The 16,398-nt window shown below is 72.1% G+C and carries 11 protein-coding genes; 2 read left to right on the forward strand and 9 right to left on the reverse strand.

Annotated features, from left to right (window positions below):
* Nucleotides 1-218: 218 nt before the first annotated feature.
* Both AB0I10_RS06075 and AB0I10_RS06080 read right to left on the reverse strand, forming a co-directional pair.
* Nucleotides 219-1,118, reverse strand: coding sequence for a TIGR01777 family oxidoreductase (locus AB0I10_RS06075; protein ID WP_363151115.1), 900 nt, complete (start codon nt 1,116-1,118; stop codon nt 219-221).
* 63 nt (nt 1,119-1,181) lie between these two features.
* Nucleotides 1,182-1,700, reverse strand: a complete 519-nt coding sequence (locus AB0I10_RS06080) for a DUF4240 domain-containing protein (protein ID WP_363151116.1) — start codon at nt 1,698-1,700, stop codon at nt 1,182-1,184.
* Nucleotides 1,701-1,920: 220 nt separating this feature from the next.
* Between AB0I10_RS06080 and AB0I10_RS06085 the strand changes: the two genes are divergently transcribed.
* A complete protein-coding gene (locus AB0I10_RS06085) occupies nt 1,921-3,804 on the forward strand; it encodes a hypothetical protein (protein ID WP_363151117.1) in 1,884 nt (627 codons plus the stop codon).
* 389 nt (nt 3,805-4,193) lie between these two features.
* Complete coding sequence (locus AB0I10_RS06090; protein WP_363151322.1) at nt 4,194-5,129, forward strand: SDR family oxidoreductase; 936 nt, start codon at nt 4,194-4,196, stop codon at nt 5,127-5,129.
* A 49-nt stretch (nt 5,130-5,178) separates the two neighbouring features.
* On the opposite strand, the gene AB0I10_RS06095 is transcribed toward AB0I10_RS06090, so the two are convergent.
* From AB0I10_RS06095 to AB0I10_RS06125, 7 genes are all read right to left on the reverse strand, one after another.
* Entirely contained in the window at nt 5,179-6,246 is a 1,068-nt protein-coding gene (locus tag AB0I10_RS06095) for a WYL domain-containing protein (RefSeq protein WP_363151118.1), read from the reverse strand.
* A 339-nt stretch (nt 6,247-6,585) separates the two neighbouring features.
* Nucleotides 6,586-9,264: a pyruvate dehydrogenase (acetyl-transferring), homodimeric type gene (gene aceE, locus AB0I10_RS06100; protein WP_363151119.1), complete on the reverse strand. Its 2,679-nt coding sequence runs from the start codon at nt 9,262-9,264 to the stop codon at nt 6,586-6,588.
* 224 nt (nt 9,265-9,488) lie between these two features.
* Nucleotides 9,489-10,112 carry a GntR family transcriptional regulator gene (locus AB0I10_RS06105; RefSeq protein ID WP_363151120.1) on the reverse strand — a complete coding sequence of 208 codons (624 nt, stop codon included), beginning with the start codon at nt 10,110-10,112 and terminating at the stop codon, nt 9,489-9,491.
* Nucleotides 10,113-10,297: 185 nt separating this feature from the next.
* A complete protein-coding gene (sucB, locus tag AB0I10_RS06110) occupies nt 10,298-12,016 on the reverse strand; it encodes a 2-oxoglutarate dehydrogenase, E2 component, dihydrolipoamide succinyltransferase (RefSeq protein WP_363151121.1) in 1,719 nt (572 codons plus the stop codon).
* A gap of 53 nt (nt 12,017-12,069) precedes the next feature.
* A complete protein-coding gene (gene lpdA / locus AB0I10_RS06115; RefSeq protein ID WP_363151122.1) occupies nt 12,070-13,458 on the reverse strand; it encodes a dihydrolipoyl dehydrogenase in 1,389 nt (462 codons plus the stop codon).
* Between the two features lie 324 nt (nt 13,459-13,782).
* Entirely contained in the window at nt 13,783-15,330 is a 1,548-nt protein-coding gene (locus tag AB0I10_RS06120; RefSeq protein ID WP_363151123.1) for a leucyl aminopeptidase, read from the reverse strand.
* Between the two features lie 204 nt (nt 15,331-15,534).
* Nucleotides 15,535-16,347: an adenosylcobinamide-GDP ribazoletransferase gene (locus AB0I10_RS06125; RefSeq protein WP_363151124.1), complete on the reverse strand. Its 813-nt coding sequence runs from the start codon at nt 16,345-16,347 to the stop codon at nt 15,535-15,537.
* Nucleotides 16,348-16,398: the final 51 nt, after the last annotated feature.

Genomic DNA, 16,398 nt, shown 5'->3' on the forward strand with positions numbered 1-16,398 from the left:
GTACCGCGGGATAGCGAGATGTGTGTGCGAGGACGTTAGGGAGACGAGTGGCGCGGCGGACAGGGGCGCCCGGGGGCGCGTCGGAGCGCTACCGTCCATGGTGCCCGGTGTCCGGCCGTACCTCACGGGTTGTTTCACGCCGCTGTTGCACGGCCTGTGTTGCAGGGCTGTTCCATGCCGCCGTGCGCGCGGTCGTACGTCCGCTCGTGCGTCGCTCGCTACGCGGTTGTCCGCATCGCCGCCCGTACGGCCTCCGTGATGCGGGGATGGGCGAACGCGAAGCCGGAGTCCAGCAGGCGCTGCGGAATGATGCGCTGGCTGCCCAGCACGTCGCCGGCGAACTCGCCGAGGGCGAGGCGCAGGACCGGTTCGGGTACGGGAAAGAGCGTGGGGCGGTGCAGGACGCGGCCCATCACGGCCGTCACCTCGCGGTTGGTGACCGGATCGGGGGCGGTGAGGTTGACCGGGCCGGTCAGGGTGTCGGTGGCGATCAGATGGCGGAGCGCCGCGATGTGGTCCTGGAGGGAGATGAAGCTCCAGTATTGGCGGCCGTTGCCGAGGCGGCCGCCGAGGCCGAGGCGGAAGACCGGGAACAGGCGGCCCCAGGCGCCGCCCGAGCGCGCCACGACCAGCCCCGTGCGGGCGAAGACGGTCCGGATGCCCGCCTCCTGGGCCGGCTTCGCGGCGTTCTCCCAGGCGACGCAGACCTCCGGCAGGAACCCCTCGCCGGCCGCCCCGCTCTCGTCCGTCCGCCGGTCGCCCGTGTCGCCGTAGTAGCCGATCGCGGTGCCGCACACAAAGACCCGCGGCGGGGCGTCCATCGAGGTGAGGGCGGTGGCGATGGCCTCGGTGCCGTGTACCCGGCTGTCGCGGATCTCGCGCTTGTAGGCCGCGGTCCAGCGGTGGTCGCCGACCCCCGCGCCGGCGAGATGGACGAGCGCGTCGCAGCCGGCCAGACCGGCCGTGTCGACCTCCTGGCTCCGGGGATCCCAGCGCACTTCATCCGCGGTCCTGGGCGGGCGCCGGACGAGACGGACGACATCGTCGCCGTCCGCCCGCAACGACCGTACGAGCTCCGTGCCGATGAGACCGGTCGAGCCGGTGATCGCGATCCGCATGGGGACATAGTGCCCGCTGAGCGGTGGTACGGGCGGCATCTGCGGAGTGCAGGGGTCGGACCTCTATGGCTTGAAACGGTCCCAAAGGCGCGGGAAGCGCTCGGCCATGGCCTCGTCGTCGTCGAAGTCGGCGTACGTGCCGAGCGGTTCGCGGGGCGGCGGGGGCAGGCCGAGATCCGGCATCACGGCGCCGGTCAGCTGCTCGTACGCCTCGTCGGCCGAGTAGCCGAGCTCCTCCGCGTCACCGTCCACCTCCTCGTCGAAGTCCTCCACGAGCTCGGCGAGGCCGTCCGCGTCGTGCAACGCGCCCTCGAAGACCTCCCGGCCCTGGCCGATCAGCCAGCAGCGGAAGAAGTCGAACGCGTCGTCGCTCGCGCCGCTCAGCATCACCGACGCCGCGGCCCACAGGTCCCAGGTGTAGGCCCGGTTGTAGCGGGATTCGAAGTGGCGGGCGAAGTCCACGACGGAGTCCGGGTCGCGCCCCAGCAGCCGCTCGACCAAGGCGTCGGCCTGCTCCTCGGGATCGCCCCCGGCGGCCTCACGGGAACCGTCGATCAGCGCCCAGAACTCCGTCTCGTCCATCACCGCTCCAGCATCGGCCCTGCCGCCGCGCCCCGCACGCGGAGTACCCCAGATGCGACGCGGTCGTTATGCGGACCGGTGATCCGCCGGATCGGGACGGATGATCCGCCGGCGAGCACCGTGCGGACCAGCCGGGTGACCGCCCCAGGAATCATTCGTTGGAAGGCGTGCAAAACCCGGCAGATCCCCACTTTGTGAAGGGCTGTTTCAGGCCATGCCCATGGACGAACGCACCCGCGCCGATGTCGAACGGGCAGAGGCAGCCATCGTTGAACACTATTCACGGCTGGTCCGCCTGGCCTACCTCGTACTGCCCCCGTCGATGGGCCGTCACCGCCGGGTCCTCATCGCGCACGGCCTGGTTCAGCGGGCGCTGCCACGGGCCCGGCTGCGCAGGCGGATCCGCAGGCTGCCGGCCCAACGCGGCCCGGCGGCCGAGCGCGGCTACGGCCTCGTACGGCTGCGCACCCTGCGGTTGGCGCTCTCCTACGAGGGGCGGCCGCAGCAGCCCGCCGTACTGCTGCCCTCCGTGCCCGTCGTCTGGGGGCTGCGGCTCTTCCCCCGGGCCGGCGGCGCCGATGAACTCGCCCTGGACCAGGCGCTGTCCGCCGTCCCGGCCCCGGTGCGGGCCGCCGTCGGGCTGTGGCATCTGGAGGGGCTGGACAGGGACGTGGCCCGCGGCGTGCTGGCGGCGGCCGGTGTCGCGGACCCGGACGCGGCGCAGGTGGCGGCCGGGCAGCTGGACCGGACGGTCGGCGCGGGCGCCGCGGCACTGCTGAACTCGGGGGAGTTCGACCCGTGCACGGTGCAGACCCGGCCGACGGACCTGCTGCGCCGCCGGCAGCGGGTGCGGACGGCGGTCGTGGTGGCCGCCGTGCTGGTGGTCGGCGCGGTGGTGGCCGGCGTGCCGGGTGGCGACGCGGACCCGCCGGCCGGCGGATCGGGGCCCGCCACCGCCGCGCAGCAGGCCCTGGACCCGGCCCGGTTGCTGCGCGCCCCCAACGAGCGGTGGGCCGACACCGCACGCGTCGACTTCACCGCCTGGCCCGCCCGCGGCCGGCAGGCCGGTGACCAGGAGCTGCTGGGGCGGGCGCTGCGGGTCTGGGCGGCGCCGCCCGCCGACGCGCGGATCGTCGCGTCCGCCGGTACGTCCACCCGGCCACCGGACCAGCCGCCCCGGCTGCTGTACGCGGGCCTGATCGACAACGTCATGGTGGCGGTCTTCCACGACGGCGGGCGGCTGGTGCGCTACGCGGAGCCTGCGGACGCCACGCCGACACTGCACTTCGCGCGCGTCGACGACGCGGATATGACGACCGCCGGCGCGCTGGTGATCGGCCGCGGCGCCGGCTGGATGCGCTATCTGGTCGCGCCGTGGGTCGCTCATGCCGCGACCCGGGACCTGCTCGCGCCCGGCACCCCGGCGCGCCCGCTGCGCCTCGCCCCGGACGGGGTCACCAACCGGGTGCCGACCCCGCCCGAGGCGGGCGCCGCCTGCGGGCAGTGGCCGGTGACCCAGTTCCACGCCTCGCAGCGGATCACGGCGGGCGACACCTTCCTGGTGACCGACCTCGGGGATCTCGCGCCGGTCCGCCTCACCTCCTCGGGTGGCGTGGCCGGCGCCCCGGCGCTGCAGAGCTGGGCCCGTACGGCCTGCTCGCTGCGCTCGCTGCGCGGTGCGGGCGTACGGTCCGTCGACAACTGGGCGTTTGCGCGGCAGAGCCTTCCGGAGGACGGCGGCAGCGCGGAGTGGGTCTGCACCCGCGCCGACACCTGGAGCGGCCCCGGCCGGGTCACGGTGCAGCTCCAGCCGCCCGCCGCCCGCGCGGCCGAGCCCGGCCGGATCGCCGGACACGCCACGGACACCGCCGCCTGCAGCCGCTTCGGCCGCCCGGTTGTCGGCGACATCCACTGGCAGGCGAAGTCGGGAACGTGGTACCTGCTCGCGGCGGGCAGCCCGGAGGTCGGCGGCATCGACGCCACCGGCGGGGTACGGGCCACCACCGACGAAGGCACGCTCGCCGTACCGGCGCCGCAGCATGCCCAGGCCGAGGTCACGGGGTGGCTGCGGGCGGGCGGGAGGGTACGGGCCATGGGGTCGTGAGGCGCGGCTTCAGGGGGCGTTCGGTCGGTGAGCTGCGGCTCTCGGAGGGCGTTCGGTTCCTTGATCTGGTGGTCCGGTTTCCGTGGCCTGTCCGGGGCCTTGACGCTCTGCCGTCTGCCGCTGTCTGCCGCTGTCTGCCGCCGTCTGTCGCCGCCTGTCGCCGTCCATGATCCCTTCCATCCGCTCCATCCGCTCCATCGGTTCCATCCGTAATCCGTCGTGCGAGAGGCCTCTTAAGCAGACAGGAGGTGTCCGGTTTCGCTGTCAGGGTCGCGGCGTACGGATGTGAGGCAGCTGCAAGAGGAGTGGCGGACGTGACAGCACGAGCGGACCAGGCGGGACACGAGGAACGGGCGGAACGCGTGGAACAGGCTGAGCGGTCGGGGCACATGGGACGGTCGGGGCGTGGGGGACCGGCCGATCTGACGGGGCGGGTGGTGCTGGTCGCCGGGGCGACCCGGGGTGCGGGCCGGGCGATGGCCGTGGAACTGGGACGGGCCGGTGCCCTGGTGTATGTGACCGGGCGGACGACGCGCGAGCGGGTCAGCGAGGTCGGCCGGCCCACGGAGACGATCGAGCAGACCGCGGAGCTGGTGACCGAGGCGGGCGGCACCGGGATCGCCGTACCGACGGACCATCTGGAACCGGCGCAGGTCAAGGCGTTGACCGAGCGCATCGACCGGGAGCAGGGCCGGCTGGATGTGCTGGTCAACAGCGTCTGGGGCGGCGACCGGCTGATCGAGTTCAACACCAGGCTCTGGGACCTCGATCTGGACAAGGGGCTGCGGATGTTCCGCCTCGGCGTCGACACACACGTCATCACCAGCCACTACGCGCTGCCGCTGCTGATCAGGCGGCCCGGCGGCCTGGTCGTCGAGGTCACGGACGGCACCGACGCCTTCAACCGGACCTACCGGGACAACCTCTGCTTCGACCTCACCAAGAACGCCCCGCACCGTATCGCCTTCGGTCTCGCCGCCGAGCTGAAGGAGCACGGCGGCACGGCCGTCTCGCTCACCCCCGGATTCCTGCGGTCCGAGGAGATGCTCGACACCTTCGGCGTGACGGAGGAGACCTGGCGTGACGCGGTGGCCGAGAGCCCGCACTTCGCGGTCTCCGAGTCGCCGGCACTCGTCGCCCGCGCCGTGACGGCACTGGCCGCCGACCCCGCCAAGGAGCGCTGGAGCGGCCAGTCGCTCTCCAGTGGCCAGCTGGCGAAGGTCTACGACTTCACCGACATGGACGGCTCACGGCCCGATGCCTTCGGCTACTTCGAGGACGTGGTCTTCGGAGGGAAGGACGCGAGCGTGGCGGACTACCGGTAGTGGATCACCGGTAGCGGGCAACTGGTCGTCCGCTACCGGGAGGCGGGCCTCAGGGCGCGCCTCCGCCGTAGAGCGCGGCCGTCCGGCGGGCTCCCGCCGCGAACCGCTCGCGCAGTTCGGCGGGCGCCAGCACCTCGCCCTCGGGACCGAGCGCCAGCAGCTGCGCGTAAGCGACCTCGGCGGACTCCACGGCCAGGGTGACGGTTATTCGGCCGTGGTCGTCGGGCGGGCCCGCCTTCGCCACTGCCTCCTGGGCGGCCGCCCGGTCGGTGACGTACGGCAGCTGCCGTACGCCGCGCGCGGACAGCCGGACCACGACCTCATCGCGCAGGAGCGAGCGCGCGAACTCCTCGGCTCGCTCCTCCCAGAACGCGGGCAGGTCGAAGGAGCCGTCGCGGCTGAAGCGGTCCTGGGCCGGGTCGACGGCGACGAACCGGTCGACCCGATACACCCGGTGGCTCGCCCGCCGTCCGGCCCCGGCCACCGCCCCTGAGAAAGGCGCATCGCGCCGTCCCCCCGTCGCGGCTGCCGGGCCTGCCGTGTCTGCTGCCTCTGTCGCGCGCGCCGCCAGATACCAGACTCCCGCCTTCAGCACGAGGCCGTACGGCTCCAACTCCCGCTCCACCTCGGTGTTGTTGCGGCGATAGCGGGCGGTCAGGAGGCGGTCGTCCCAGACCGCGTCGGCGATGGCGGGCAGCAGGGCGGGTGTCTCGGGTTCCTGATACCAAGCGGGCGCGTCGAGATGGAAGCGCTGGGCGGCGCCCGCCGCGGCGTCCCGCAACTCGGGCAGCAGCGCCGCGGACACCTTGAGCCGGGCGGCGGACGCGGCGTCCGCAAGGCCCATCTCACGGAGGGCGGAGGGCACTCCGGACAGGAAGAGCGCCTCCGCCTCGCTGCGGCCGAGGCCGGTGAGCCGGGTGCGGTAGCCCCCGATCAGGCGGTAGCCGCCGGCCCGGCCGCGGTCCGCGTACACGGGGACGCCGGCCTCGGACAGGGAGAGGACGTCCCGGGCGACCGTACGCTCCGAGACCTCCAGATCGCGTGCCAGCTCGGCGGCCGTCATCGACGGCCGCGACTGGAGCAGCAACACCATCTTGATCAGCCGGGCAGCACGCATGAACCCATCATGCCGGGCCCCACTGACAACGCCCGGTGCGCAAGGGCGCCGGGCACGGCCAGGGTGAAATCCCACCGCACCCGGCCGCCCGGTACAGCTGGGCGAAACTCTCCTTCTGCCCGGCCTCCGACGGGGAACCCCGCCGGAGACACCGGACCACGGTCAGGCCCCGTGCGGAGGCCCCGGGCGCGGGAAGGCGGCCTCCGCACGGGAGTGATGAGAGCGCCGCTGAAGGGGGCTTGACGGTGCCCCGGCGCGGCGGCTCCTAAGGGGCGGGCGGCGCCCGGTGTCGGCCGGCGCCGCCCACGTCTCACGGGTGGCAGAGCTCTTCGCTCCGCCTCACAGCCCGTACCGCTCCCGGGCCTCCTTCACCGCCTCCGGCTTGACCTCGCCGCGCCGGGCGAGCGCCGCCAGGGTGTGGACGACCACCGACTGCGGGTCGACGCCGAAGTGCCGGCGGGCCGCCTCGCGGGTGTCGGAGAGGCCGAAGCCGTCGGTGCCGATGGAGACCCAGTCCTGCTCGACCCACGGGGCGATCTGGTCCGGGACCGCCCGCATCCAGTCGCTGACCGCGACGACCGGGCCGGGGGCGCCGGCCAGCGCGCGGGTGACGTACGGGATCCGGTCCTCGCCATCGAGCCGGGCGGCGTCGCACTCCAGGGCGTCGCGGCGCAGCTCGCCCCAGGAGGTCGCGGACCAGACATCGGCGGCCACGTCCCACTCCTCGGCGAGGATCCGCTGTGCCTCCAGTGCCCAGTGGATCGCGGTGCCGGAGGCCAGCAGCTGGGTGCGCGGAGCCTTGTCGGTGGCGCCCTCGGCCTCCTTGAAGCGGTACAGGCCCTTGATGATGCCCTGTTCGACGCCGTCCGGCATGGCCGGCTGCGGCTTGGGCTCGTTGTAGACGGTGAGGTAGTAGAAGACGTTCTCGCCGGTGGGGGAGTCAGCCGTCGGGCCGTACATCCGGCGCAGACCGTCCTTGACGATCACCGCGATCTCGTATGCGAAGGCCGGGTCGTAGTTGAGCGACGCCGGGTTCGTGGACGCGATCAGGTGTGAGTGGCCGTCGGCGTGCTGCAGGCCCTCACCGGTCAGGGTGGTACGGCCCGCGGTGGCGCCGACGATGAAGCCCTTGCCGAGCTGGTCGGCGAGCTGCCACATCTGGTCGGCGGTGCGCTGCCAGCCGAACATCGAGTAGAAGATGTAGAAGGGGATCATCGGCTCGCCGTGCGTCGCGTAGGACGTGGCGGCGGCGATGAAGTCGGCCATGGCGCCGGCCTCGGTGATGCCCTCGTTGAGGATCTGACCGTCGGTGGCTTCCTTGTAGTACATCAACTGGTCACGGTCGACCGGCTCGTACGTCTGGCCCTTGGGCGAGTAGATGCCGGCCGACGGGAAGAGCGACTCCATACCGAAGGTACGGGCCTCGTCCGGCACGATCGGCACCCAGCGCTTGCCGGTCTCCTTGTCCCGCATCAGGTCCTTGGCGAGGCGGACGAAGGCCATGGTGGTGGCCATCTCCTGCTTGCCGGATCCCTTGTACAGCGCCTTGAAGGCGCGCTCCTCGGGCTGGGGCAGTGCGGCCGAGGCGTGGAGGCGGCGGGCCGGGGCCGGGCCACCGAGGGCGGCGCGGCGCTCTTGGAGGTAACGGACCTCGGGGGAGTCGGCGCCCGGGTGGCCGTAGGGGACCAGGTCCTCGTCCAGCTTGGCGTCCGGGATGGGAAGGTCGAGCAGGTCGCGCATGGCGCGGAACTCCTTGCCCGAGAGCTTCTTCATCTGGTGGTTGGCGTTCTTGGACTCGAAGCCGGCGCCCAGGGTGTAGCCCTTGACGGTCTGCGCGAGGATCACGGTCGGCGCGCCCTTGAACTCCACGGCCGCCTTGTACGCCGCGTACACCTTGCGGGCCTCGTGGCCGCCGCGGGAGGTGTGGAAACACTCGGCGATCTTCGCGTCGGTCAGCACCTTCGCCATCTCGACGAGGGCCGGCCCGGCGCCGAAGAAGTGCTCGCGGATGTAGGCGATGTCGCGGGTGGCGTATGTCTGGAACTGGGCGTCCGGCACCTCGCGCAGGCGGCGGACCAGCGCGCCGGTGGTGTCGAGCTGGAACAGCTCGTCCCAGGCGGAGCCCCACAGCGATTTGACGACGTTCCAGCCGGCCGCGCGGAACTGCGCCTCCAGCTCCTGCACGATCTTGAAGTTGGCACGGACCGGACCGTCGAGGCGCTGCAGGTTGCAGTTGATGACGAAGGTCAGGTTGTCCAGGCCCTCACGGCCGGCCAGCGCCAGTGCCGCGGTCGACTCGGGCTCGTCCATCTCGCCGTCGCCCAGGAACGCCCAGACGTGCGAGTTGGCGGTGTCCTTGATGCCGCGGCCCTGGAGGTAGCGGTTGAAGCGCGCCTGGTAGATCGCCGACAGCGGGCCGAGGCCCATGGAGACGGTCGGGAACTCCCACAGCCAGGGCAGGCGCCGCGGGTGCGGGTAGGAGGGCAGGCCCTTGCCGCCGGCCTCCTGGCGGAAGTTGTCGAGGTGCTCCTCGGTGAGGCGGCCGTCGAGGAAGGCGCGGGCGTAGATGCCGGGCGAGGCGTGGCCCTGGATGTAGAGCTGGTCGCCGCTGCCGTCGCCCTCCTTGCCGCGGAAGAAGTGGTTGAAGCCCGTCTCGTACAGCCAGGCGGCGGACGCGAAGGTGGCGATGTGGCCGCCGACGCCGAAGCGCGAACCGCGGGTCACCATGGCCGCGGCGTTCCAGCGGTTCCAGGCGGTGATCCGCGCTTCCATCGCCTCGTCGCCCGGGAAGCCGGGTTCGGCGGGGGTCGGGATGGAGTTGACGTAGTCCGTCTCCAAGGGCGCGAGCCCGGGGGCACCGGTGTGCTCCAGGGCACGGCGCATCAGATACGCGGTGCGGTGCGGGCCCGCGGCCTTGGTGACGGCGTCAAGCGATTCGCGCCACTCGGCGGTCTCCTCGGGGTCCCGGTCCGGGAGCTGGTCGAGCTGGCTGTACGGCATGCGCACGGGATCGGGCATGGGTGGCCCCTTTCCGGACGGGTTGGTCGGGGAGTGCGAGTGGGTGCTGGCAGGCAGGGGTGTCGCGCCCCGACGGAAGACGATACGCCTCTGATCGATGATCGATCAACGCTCGCCGGGCGAATAACCGCAGGTCGGCACGGGGTGCCGTCTTTTTGGGCACCCCGTGCCACATGGAGAAGGGGGGGTTCCGCGCCCTCGCGGAACCCCCCTTCCTCGCCCTCTCAGACCCTAGGTGCGCAGCTCAGCACGTGTGCCTTGAGCAAGGTGCCGATCTTCGGGTCGCGTCGCCGGAAGGCGTCCACGAGCTCCTGGTGGTCCTGCGCGTGCGAGCGCTGCTCCGGGCTGAACCAGCGGATCGAGAGCGTCGTCCAGACCTCGATGCCCAGCGACTCCCAGGTGTGCAGCAGTACGGAGTTCCCGGCCGCCCGCACGATCTCGCGGTGGAAGGCCACCGTGTGCCGCACCTGCGCCTCCCCGTCGCCCGCCCGGTCGGCCTCCCGCAGGGACGCCACCTCGCGCTCCAGGGCCGCGGTGTCCTCCGCCAGCCGGCCGGCCGCCAGCTCCGCGGCCACCTGCTCCAGACCGGCCCGCACCGGGTAACTCTCCTTCAGGTCGTCCGCGGTCAGATTCCGTACCCGGACGCCCTTGTTCGGCGCCGACTCGATCAGTTGCAGCGACTCCAGCTCCCGCAGCGCCTCGCGTACCGGCGTCTGACTGACCTCCAGCTCGACCGCGATCCGCCGCTCCACGATCCGCTCGCCCGGCTGCCAGCGGCCGCTGACGATCCCCTCAAGGATGTGCTCGCGGATCTGCTCGCGCAGCGAATGGACGACGGGCGGGGTCATGAGGTGCTCCTTCAGAGCGGGTGGTGAGAAGAGGACCATGAAGGGAGAGAGCCATTATCCGGGATGCCCCAAGGGGCCCGCCCGGTACCGGGATGCGCGAAAGGGCCGGCCCCGGTTCGTACGGGATTCCGTACGAACCGGGGCCGACCCCTTGCACACCTACTGCTGCTGCGTGCCTACCGGACTCAGAGACCGATCTCGGTCTCGAACTCGGCGGCCTCCAGGATCTGCTTGACCGTGGTCAGGTAGCGGGCGGCGTCGGCGCCGTCCACCAGACGGTGGTCGTAGGAGAGCGCGAGGTAGGTCATGTCGCGCACCGCGATGGTCTCGCCGAGCTCCGGGTGGTTGATGACCACCGGGCGCTTGACGGTGGCACCGATGCCCAGGATGCCGACCTGGTTCGGGGGCACGATGACCGTGTCGAACAGGGCGCCGCGCGAGCCGGTGTTGCTGATGGTGAAGGTCGCACCGGACAGCTCGTCCGGCGTGATCTTGTTCGCGCGGACCTTGCCCGCCAGGTCCGCCGTCTTACGGGCGATACCGGCGATGTTCAGGTCGCCCGCGTCCTTGATGACCGGGGTCATCAGGCCCTTCTCCGCGTCCACCGCGATACCGACGTTCTCGGTGTCGAAGTAGGTGATGGTGCCCTCGTCCTCGTTGATCCGGGCGTTGACGACCGGGTGGGCCTTCAGCGCCTGGACAGCGGCCTTGACGAAGAACGGCATCGGGGAGAGCTTGACGCCCTCACGCTGCGCGAAGGTGTCCTTGGCCTTGTTGCGCATCCGCATGATCTTGGTGATGTCCACCTCGACCACGGAGGTCAGCTGCGCCTGGCCGTGCAGGGCCTTCATCATGTTGTCGCCGATGACCTTGCGCATCCGCGGCATCTTGATGGTCTGACCGCGCAGCGGGGAGACCTCCAGAGCGGGGGCCTTGGAGACCGCGGCAGGGGCGGCGGCCGGCGCGGCGGCCTTGGCGGCCTCCGCGGCGGCGATGACGTCCTGCTTGCGGACCCGGCCACCGACACCGGTGCCCTTGACCGCGGCGAGGTCGACGCCGCTCTCCGCGGCGAGCTTGCGCACCAGCGGAGTGACGTACGCGCCCTCACCCGCGGCGGGAGCCGGGGTGACGGGGGCCGGCGCGGCCGGAGCCGGCGCGGGGGCCGGAGCCGGAGCCACGGGCGCCGCCGGGGCGGCGACCGGCGCGGGGGCCGGGGCCGGGGCGGGCGCCGGAGCCGGGGCGGGCTCGGGGGCCGGAGCAGGCGCCGGGGCGGCCGGGGCCGGAGCGGCGGCCGGGGCGGCACCAGCAGCGCCGATGACGGCGAGCTTGGCGCCGACCTCGGCGGTCTCGTCCTCGCCGACGGCGATCTCCAGCAGCACACCGGAAACCGGGGCCGGGATCTCGGTGTCGACCTTGTCGGTGGAGACCTCCAGCAGCGGCTCGTCGGCCTGGACCTCCTCGCCGACCTCCTTCAGCCAGCGGGTGACGGTGCCCTCGGTGACGCTCTCGCCCAGCGCGGGGAGTACGACATCGGTGCCCTGGGCGCCACCGGCGGGGGCGGCGGCCGGGGCGGGCGCCGGAGCCGGGGCCGGCTCGGGCTGCGGCTGGGCGGCCGGGGCGGGCGCCTCGGCGGCGGCCGGAGCCGGAGCGGCAGCCGGCGCACCGGTGCCGTCGTCGATGATGGCCAGCTCGGCGCCGACCTCCACGGTCTCGTCCTCGGCCACCTTGATGGAGGCCAGAACGCCGGCGGCCGGTGCCGGGATCTCGGTGTCGACCTTGTCGGTCGACACTTCGAGCAACGGCTCGTCGGCCTCTACGCGCTCACCCTCGGCCTTGAGCCAGCGGGTGACGGTGCCCTCGGTGACGCTCTCGCCGAGCGCCGGCAGGGTTACGGAAACCGCCATGGTTTCAGTTGCTCCTATCGAATGTGCGGATGTGGTCGCGCCCGGGACTGGGGTCAGTCGTGGGAGTGGAGGGGCTTGCCGGCCAGGGCCAGGTGGGCCTCGCCGAGAGCCTCGTTCTGCGTCGGGTGCGCGTGAATCAGCTGCGCAACCTCGGCCGGCAGAGCCTCCCAGTTGTAGACCAGCTGGGCCTCACCGACCTGCTCGCCCATACGGTCACCGACCATGTGGACGCCGACCACGGCACCGTCCTTGACCTGGACGAGCTTGATCTCGCCCGTGGTCTTGAGGATCTTGCTCTTGCCGTTGCCCGCGAGGTTGTACTTGAGAGCGACGACCTTGTCGGCGCCGTACAGCTCCTTCGCCTTCGCCTCGGTGATACCCACCGAAGCGACCTCGGGGTGGCAGTACGTCACGCGCGGCACACCGTCGTAGTCGATCGGCACGGTCTTGAGACCGGCCAGCCGCTCCGCCACCAGCATGCCCTCGGCGAAGCCGACGTGCGCGAGCTGGAGGGTCGGGACGAGGTCACCGACGGCCGAGATGGTCGGCACGTTGGTCTGCATGTACTCGTCGACCAGAACGTAGCCGCGGTCCGTCGCGACGCCCTGCTCCTCGTAGCCCAGGCCCTGGGAGACCGGCCCGCGGCCGATCGCGACCAGCAGCACCTCGGCCTCGAAGGTCTTGCCGTCGGCCAGGGTGACGCGGACGCCGTCCTGCGTGTACTCGGCCTTGTCGAAGAAGGTGCCGAGGTTGAACTTGATGCCGCGCTTGCGGAACGCGCGCTCCAGCAGCTTGGAGCTGTTCTCGTCCTCGACCGGGACGAGGTGCTTGAGGCCCTCGACGATGGTGACGTCGGTGCCGAAGGACTTCCATGCGGAGGCGAACTCGACGCCGATGACGCCGCCGCCCAGCACGATCGCGGACTTCGGCACGCGGTCGAGCTTGAGCGCGTGGTCCGAGGAGATGATGCGGTTGCCGTCGATCTCCAGGCCCGGCAGCGACTTCGGCACGGAGCCGGTCGCCAGCAGGACGTGGCGGCCCTGGACACGCTGGCCGTTGACGTCGACGGAAGTCGGGGAGGAGAGGCGGCCCTCGCCCTCGATGTACGTCACCTTGCGGGACGCGACAAGGCCCTGCAGGCCCTTGTAGAGGCCGGAGATCACGTCGTCCTTGTACTTGTGGACGGCGTTGATGTCGATGCCCTCGAAGGTGGCCTTGACGCCGAACTGCTCGGCCTCACGGGCCTGATCGGCGATCTCGCCGGCGTGCAGCAGAGCCTTGGTGGGGATGCAGCCGTTGTGCAGGCAGGTGCCGCCGAGCTTGCTCTTCTCGATCAGGGCGACGTCCAGGCCCAGCTGGGCCCCGCGCAGGGCAGCGGCGTAACCACCGCTACCGCCTCCGAGGATCACTAGGTCGAAAACGGTGCTGGCGTCGTTCGCCACGTCACGTCCTCCATGCATGGGTACGCCGGAGCCGGTCTCCGATGACCGGGCGGCGGCTGTTGTTCGGCCGCTTTAACTTCGGCCCTGGGTAAGGGGGGCCCTGTCCTGCCGAGAACCCATCTTCGCACTTGTTGAACGGAGGCGGGACGGCGGGCCGGGCTGTGGGGCGGCTGATCAGGCGCCCCAAGGGGGTTACCGGTGCGTACGCGCGTACGGATCACGTACGGATTTCGTTGTGGGCGAACGTACGGCGAAAATCACACCGACGGCCCCGGGCGGTGAGCTCGGGGCCGTACGGACAAATCAGGCGAGACGGGAACGGCGTCAGCCGAGGTCGCCCGCGGCGGTGCGCTCGGCGAGCCGTACCAGGGTGCGTACGGCGGAGCCGGTGCCGCCCTTGGGCGTGTAGCCCCAGGGCGAGCCCTCGTGGAAGGCCGGGCCCGCGATGTCCAGGTGTGCCCAGGCGATGCCCTCGCCGACGAACTCCTTCAGGAAGAGTCCGGCGACCAGGCCGCCGCCCATCCGTTCGCCCATGTTGGCGATGTCGGCGATCGGCGAGTCCATGCCCTTGCGCAGTTCGGACGGCATCGGCATCGGCCAGGACTGCTCGCCGACCTCCTCCGCGATCTCGTGGATCGAGGTACGGAAGGCGTCGTCGTTGGCCATGATCCCGAAGGTGCGGTTGCCCAGCGCCAGCACCATCGCACCGGTCAGCGTCGCCACGTCGACGATCGCGTCCGGCTTCTCCTCCGAGGCGCGGGTCAGCGCGTCGGCCAGCACCAGCCGGCCCTCGGCGTCGGTGTTGAGCACCTCGACCGTCTTGCCGCTGTACATGGTCAGTACGTCACCGGGACGGGTGGCGTTGCCCGACGGCATGTTCTCGGCGAGTGCCAGCCAGCCCGTGACATTCACCTCAAGGCCGAGCCTGGCGGCGGCGACGACCGCGGCGAACACCGCGGCGGCGCCGCTCATGTCGCACTTCATGGTCTCGTTGTGGCCGGCCGGCTTGAGCGAGATGCCGCCCGAGTCGTAGGTGATGCCCTTGCCGACCAGTGCCAGGGTCTTCTTCGCCTTGGCGTGTGTGTGCGCGATCCGCACCAGCCGCGGCGGGGCCTCCGAGCCCTGGCCGACGCCCATCAGGCCGCCGAAGCCGCCCTTCTTGAGCGCCTTCTCGTCCAGCACCTCGACCTTGAGGCCGAACTCCTTGGCGGCGGCCTGCGCCTGCGTCGCGAAGGACTTCGGGTCGAGGTCGTTGGAGGGCATGTTGATCAGGTCGCGGGCGCGGTTGATCTCCGCGGTCAGCGCCTGCGCGCGCTCTGCGGCGGCCTTGAAGTCCTTGTCGCGCGGCTTGCCGCCGAGGATCGCGACCTCCGCCAGCGGCGTCTTGGCGTCCTTGCCCTTCTTCGCGTCCTTGGCGTTCTTCGCGCCGTTGCCGTTGCTGCGGTACGCGGTGAAGGAGTACGCGCCGAGCAGCGCGCCCTCCGAGACCGCGGCGGCCGCCTCGGCGTCCTCCACGGGCAGTGCGAAGCCGGCCTTCTTGGTGCCGTGCAGCGCGCGGGCGGCGCTGCCCGCGGCGCGCCGCAGCGCCTCGCTGTCGTAGCCGTCGCCCTTGGCCGGGGCGTCGCCGAGGCCGACCGCCAGCACGACCGGCGCCTTCAGGCCGTCGGCGGCGGGAAGCTTGGTCACCTCGCCCTCGGCACCACTCGCGCCGAGGGTCTCCAGCACCGCGGCGAGCTTGCCGCCGAAGGCCTTGTCCACGGCCTCCGCGCCGGGGGCCACGACGACGCCCTTGGCGCCCTTGGCCACGCCGACGACGACGGCGTCCGCACGCAACGTTGAGGCGGAAGAAGTACTGAGGGTCAGTGCAGTCACGGTGATAAGGGTCCTGTTCCGTCCGGGAATCCGTTTTGCGCCTTGGGCGCTGCTGCGGCCGAGCCTACGCTCGGCGGCGCCGCGAGGCCCTGCCTGATGGCGTACGGGTCGGTGACGCGGTGTCGGCGGGTGGCCCGAAACGCCGGTGAATGGTCCTCAATCAGCCATCATGGCAAGGGGGTTGGGGTCCGTGCGGCATCCGGTTCAGCCAAGCGCGAGCACGATCAGCGCGGTCAGTCCGGCGCTCTCCGCGAGTGCGCCGAACACATCGCCGGTCACCCCGCCGAACCGCCGCCGGCAGTGCCGCAGCACCAGTTCGGCGAGCCCGAGGCCGGCCACTGCCGCCAGTCCGGCGTGCAGCGCACCGGATGCTCCGGACGGGGTGAACACGGCTCCCGCGGCGGCGCACAGGGCGACCACCAGCGCCGCACAGAGGAGCGCCGCGCGCACAGGAACGGTGCCGGCGACCGCCGCGCCCAGCCCCTCCGGGCGGGCGGCCGGCACCCCCGCGCGCGAGGCGAGGGTCAGCGCGCAACGCGCCGTGACCGCCGCGACGGCGGCCGCCAGAGCGCCGCGCGCCCAGCCGTCCGCGTACAGCTCGTACAGCGCGGCTACTTGGGCCAGCAGGGTGAACAGCAGCGTGATGACCCCGAACGGTCCGATGTCGGACTGCTTCATGATGCGCAGCGCGTCCTCAGCGGGCTTGCCGCTGCCCAGGCCGTCCGCGGTGTCGGCGAGCCCGTCCAGATGCAGCCCGCGGGTGAGCGCGGCGGGCACCGCGGCGCTGGCGACCGCGGCCAGCAGCGGGCCGCCGCCGAGCAGGAGCAGCACCCCGCCGAGCGCCGCCGCGCACAGGCCGACGACCAGCCCGGCCAGCGGCGCGCAGAGCATCCCGCCGCGGGCCGTCGCCTGGTCCCAGCGGCCTACGCGTACGGGGAGCACGGTCAGCGTCCCGAAGGCGAAACGCAGGGCGTCGGCGGGGGTCGGGGGCCGGGACTCGGCGGGGGTGTCGTTCACCGCGGCAGGCTAACGCGGTCCCCACGGCGTTCCCTTGCCGCCCCTGATCGC

Origin of the sequence: Streptomyces sp. NPDC050636 (genome assembly GCF_040654775.1) — a bacterium.
GTDB lineage: Bacteria > Actinomycetota > Actinomycetes > Streptomycetales > Streptomycetaceae > Streptomyces.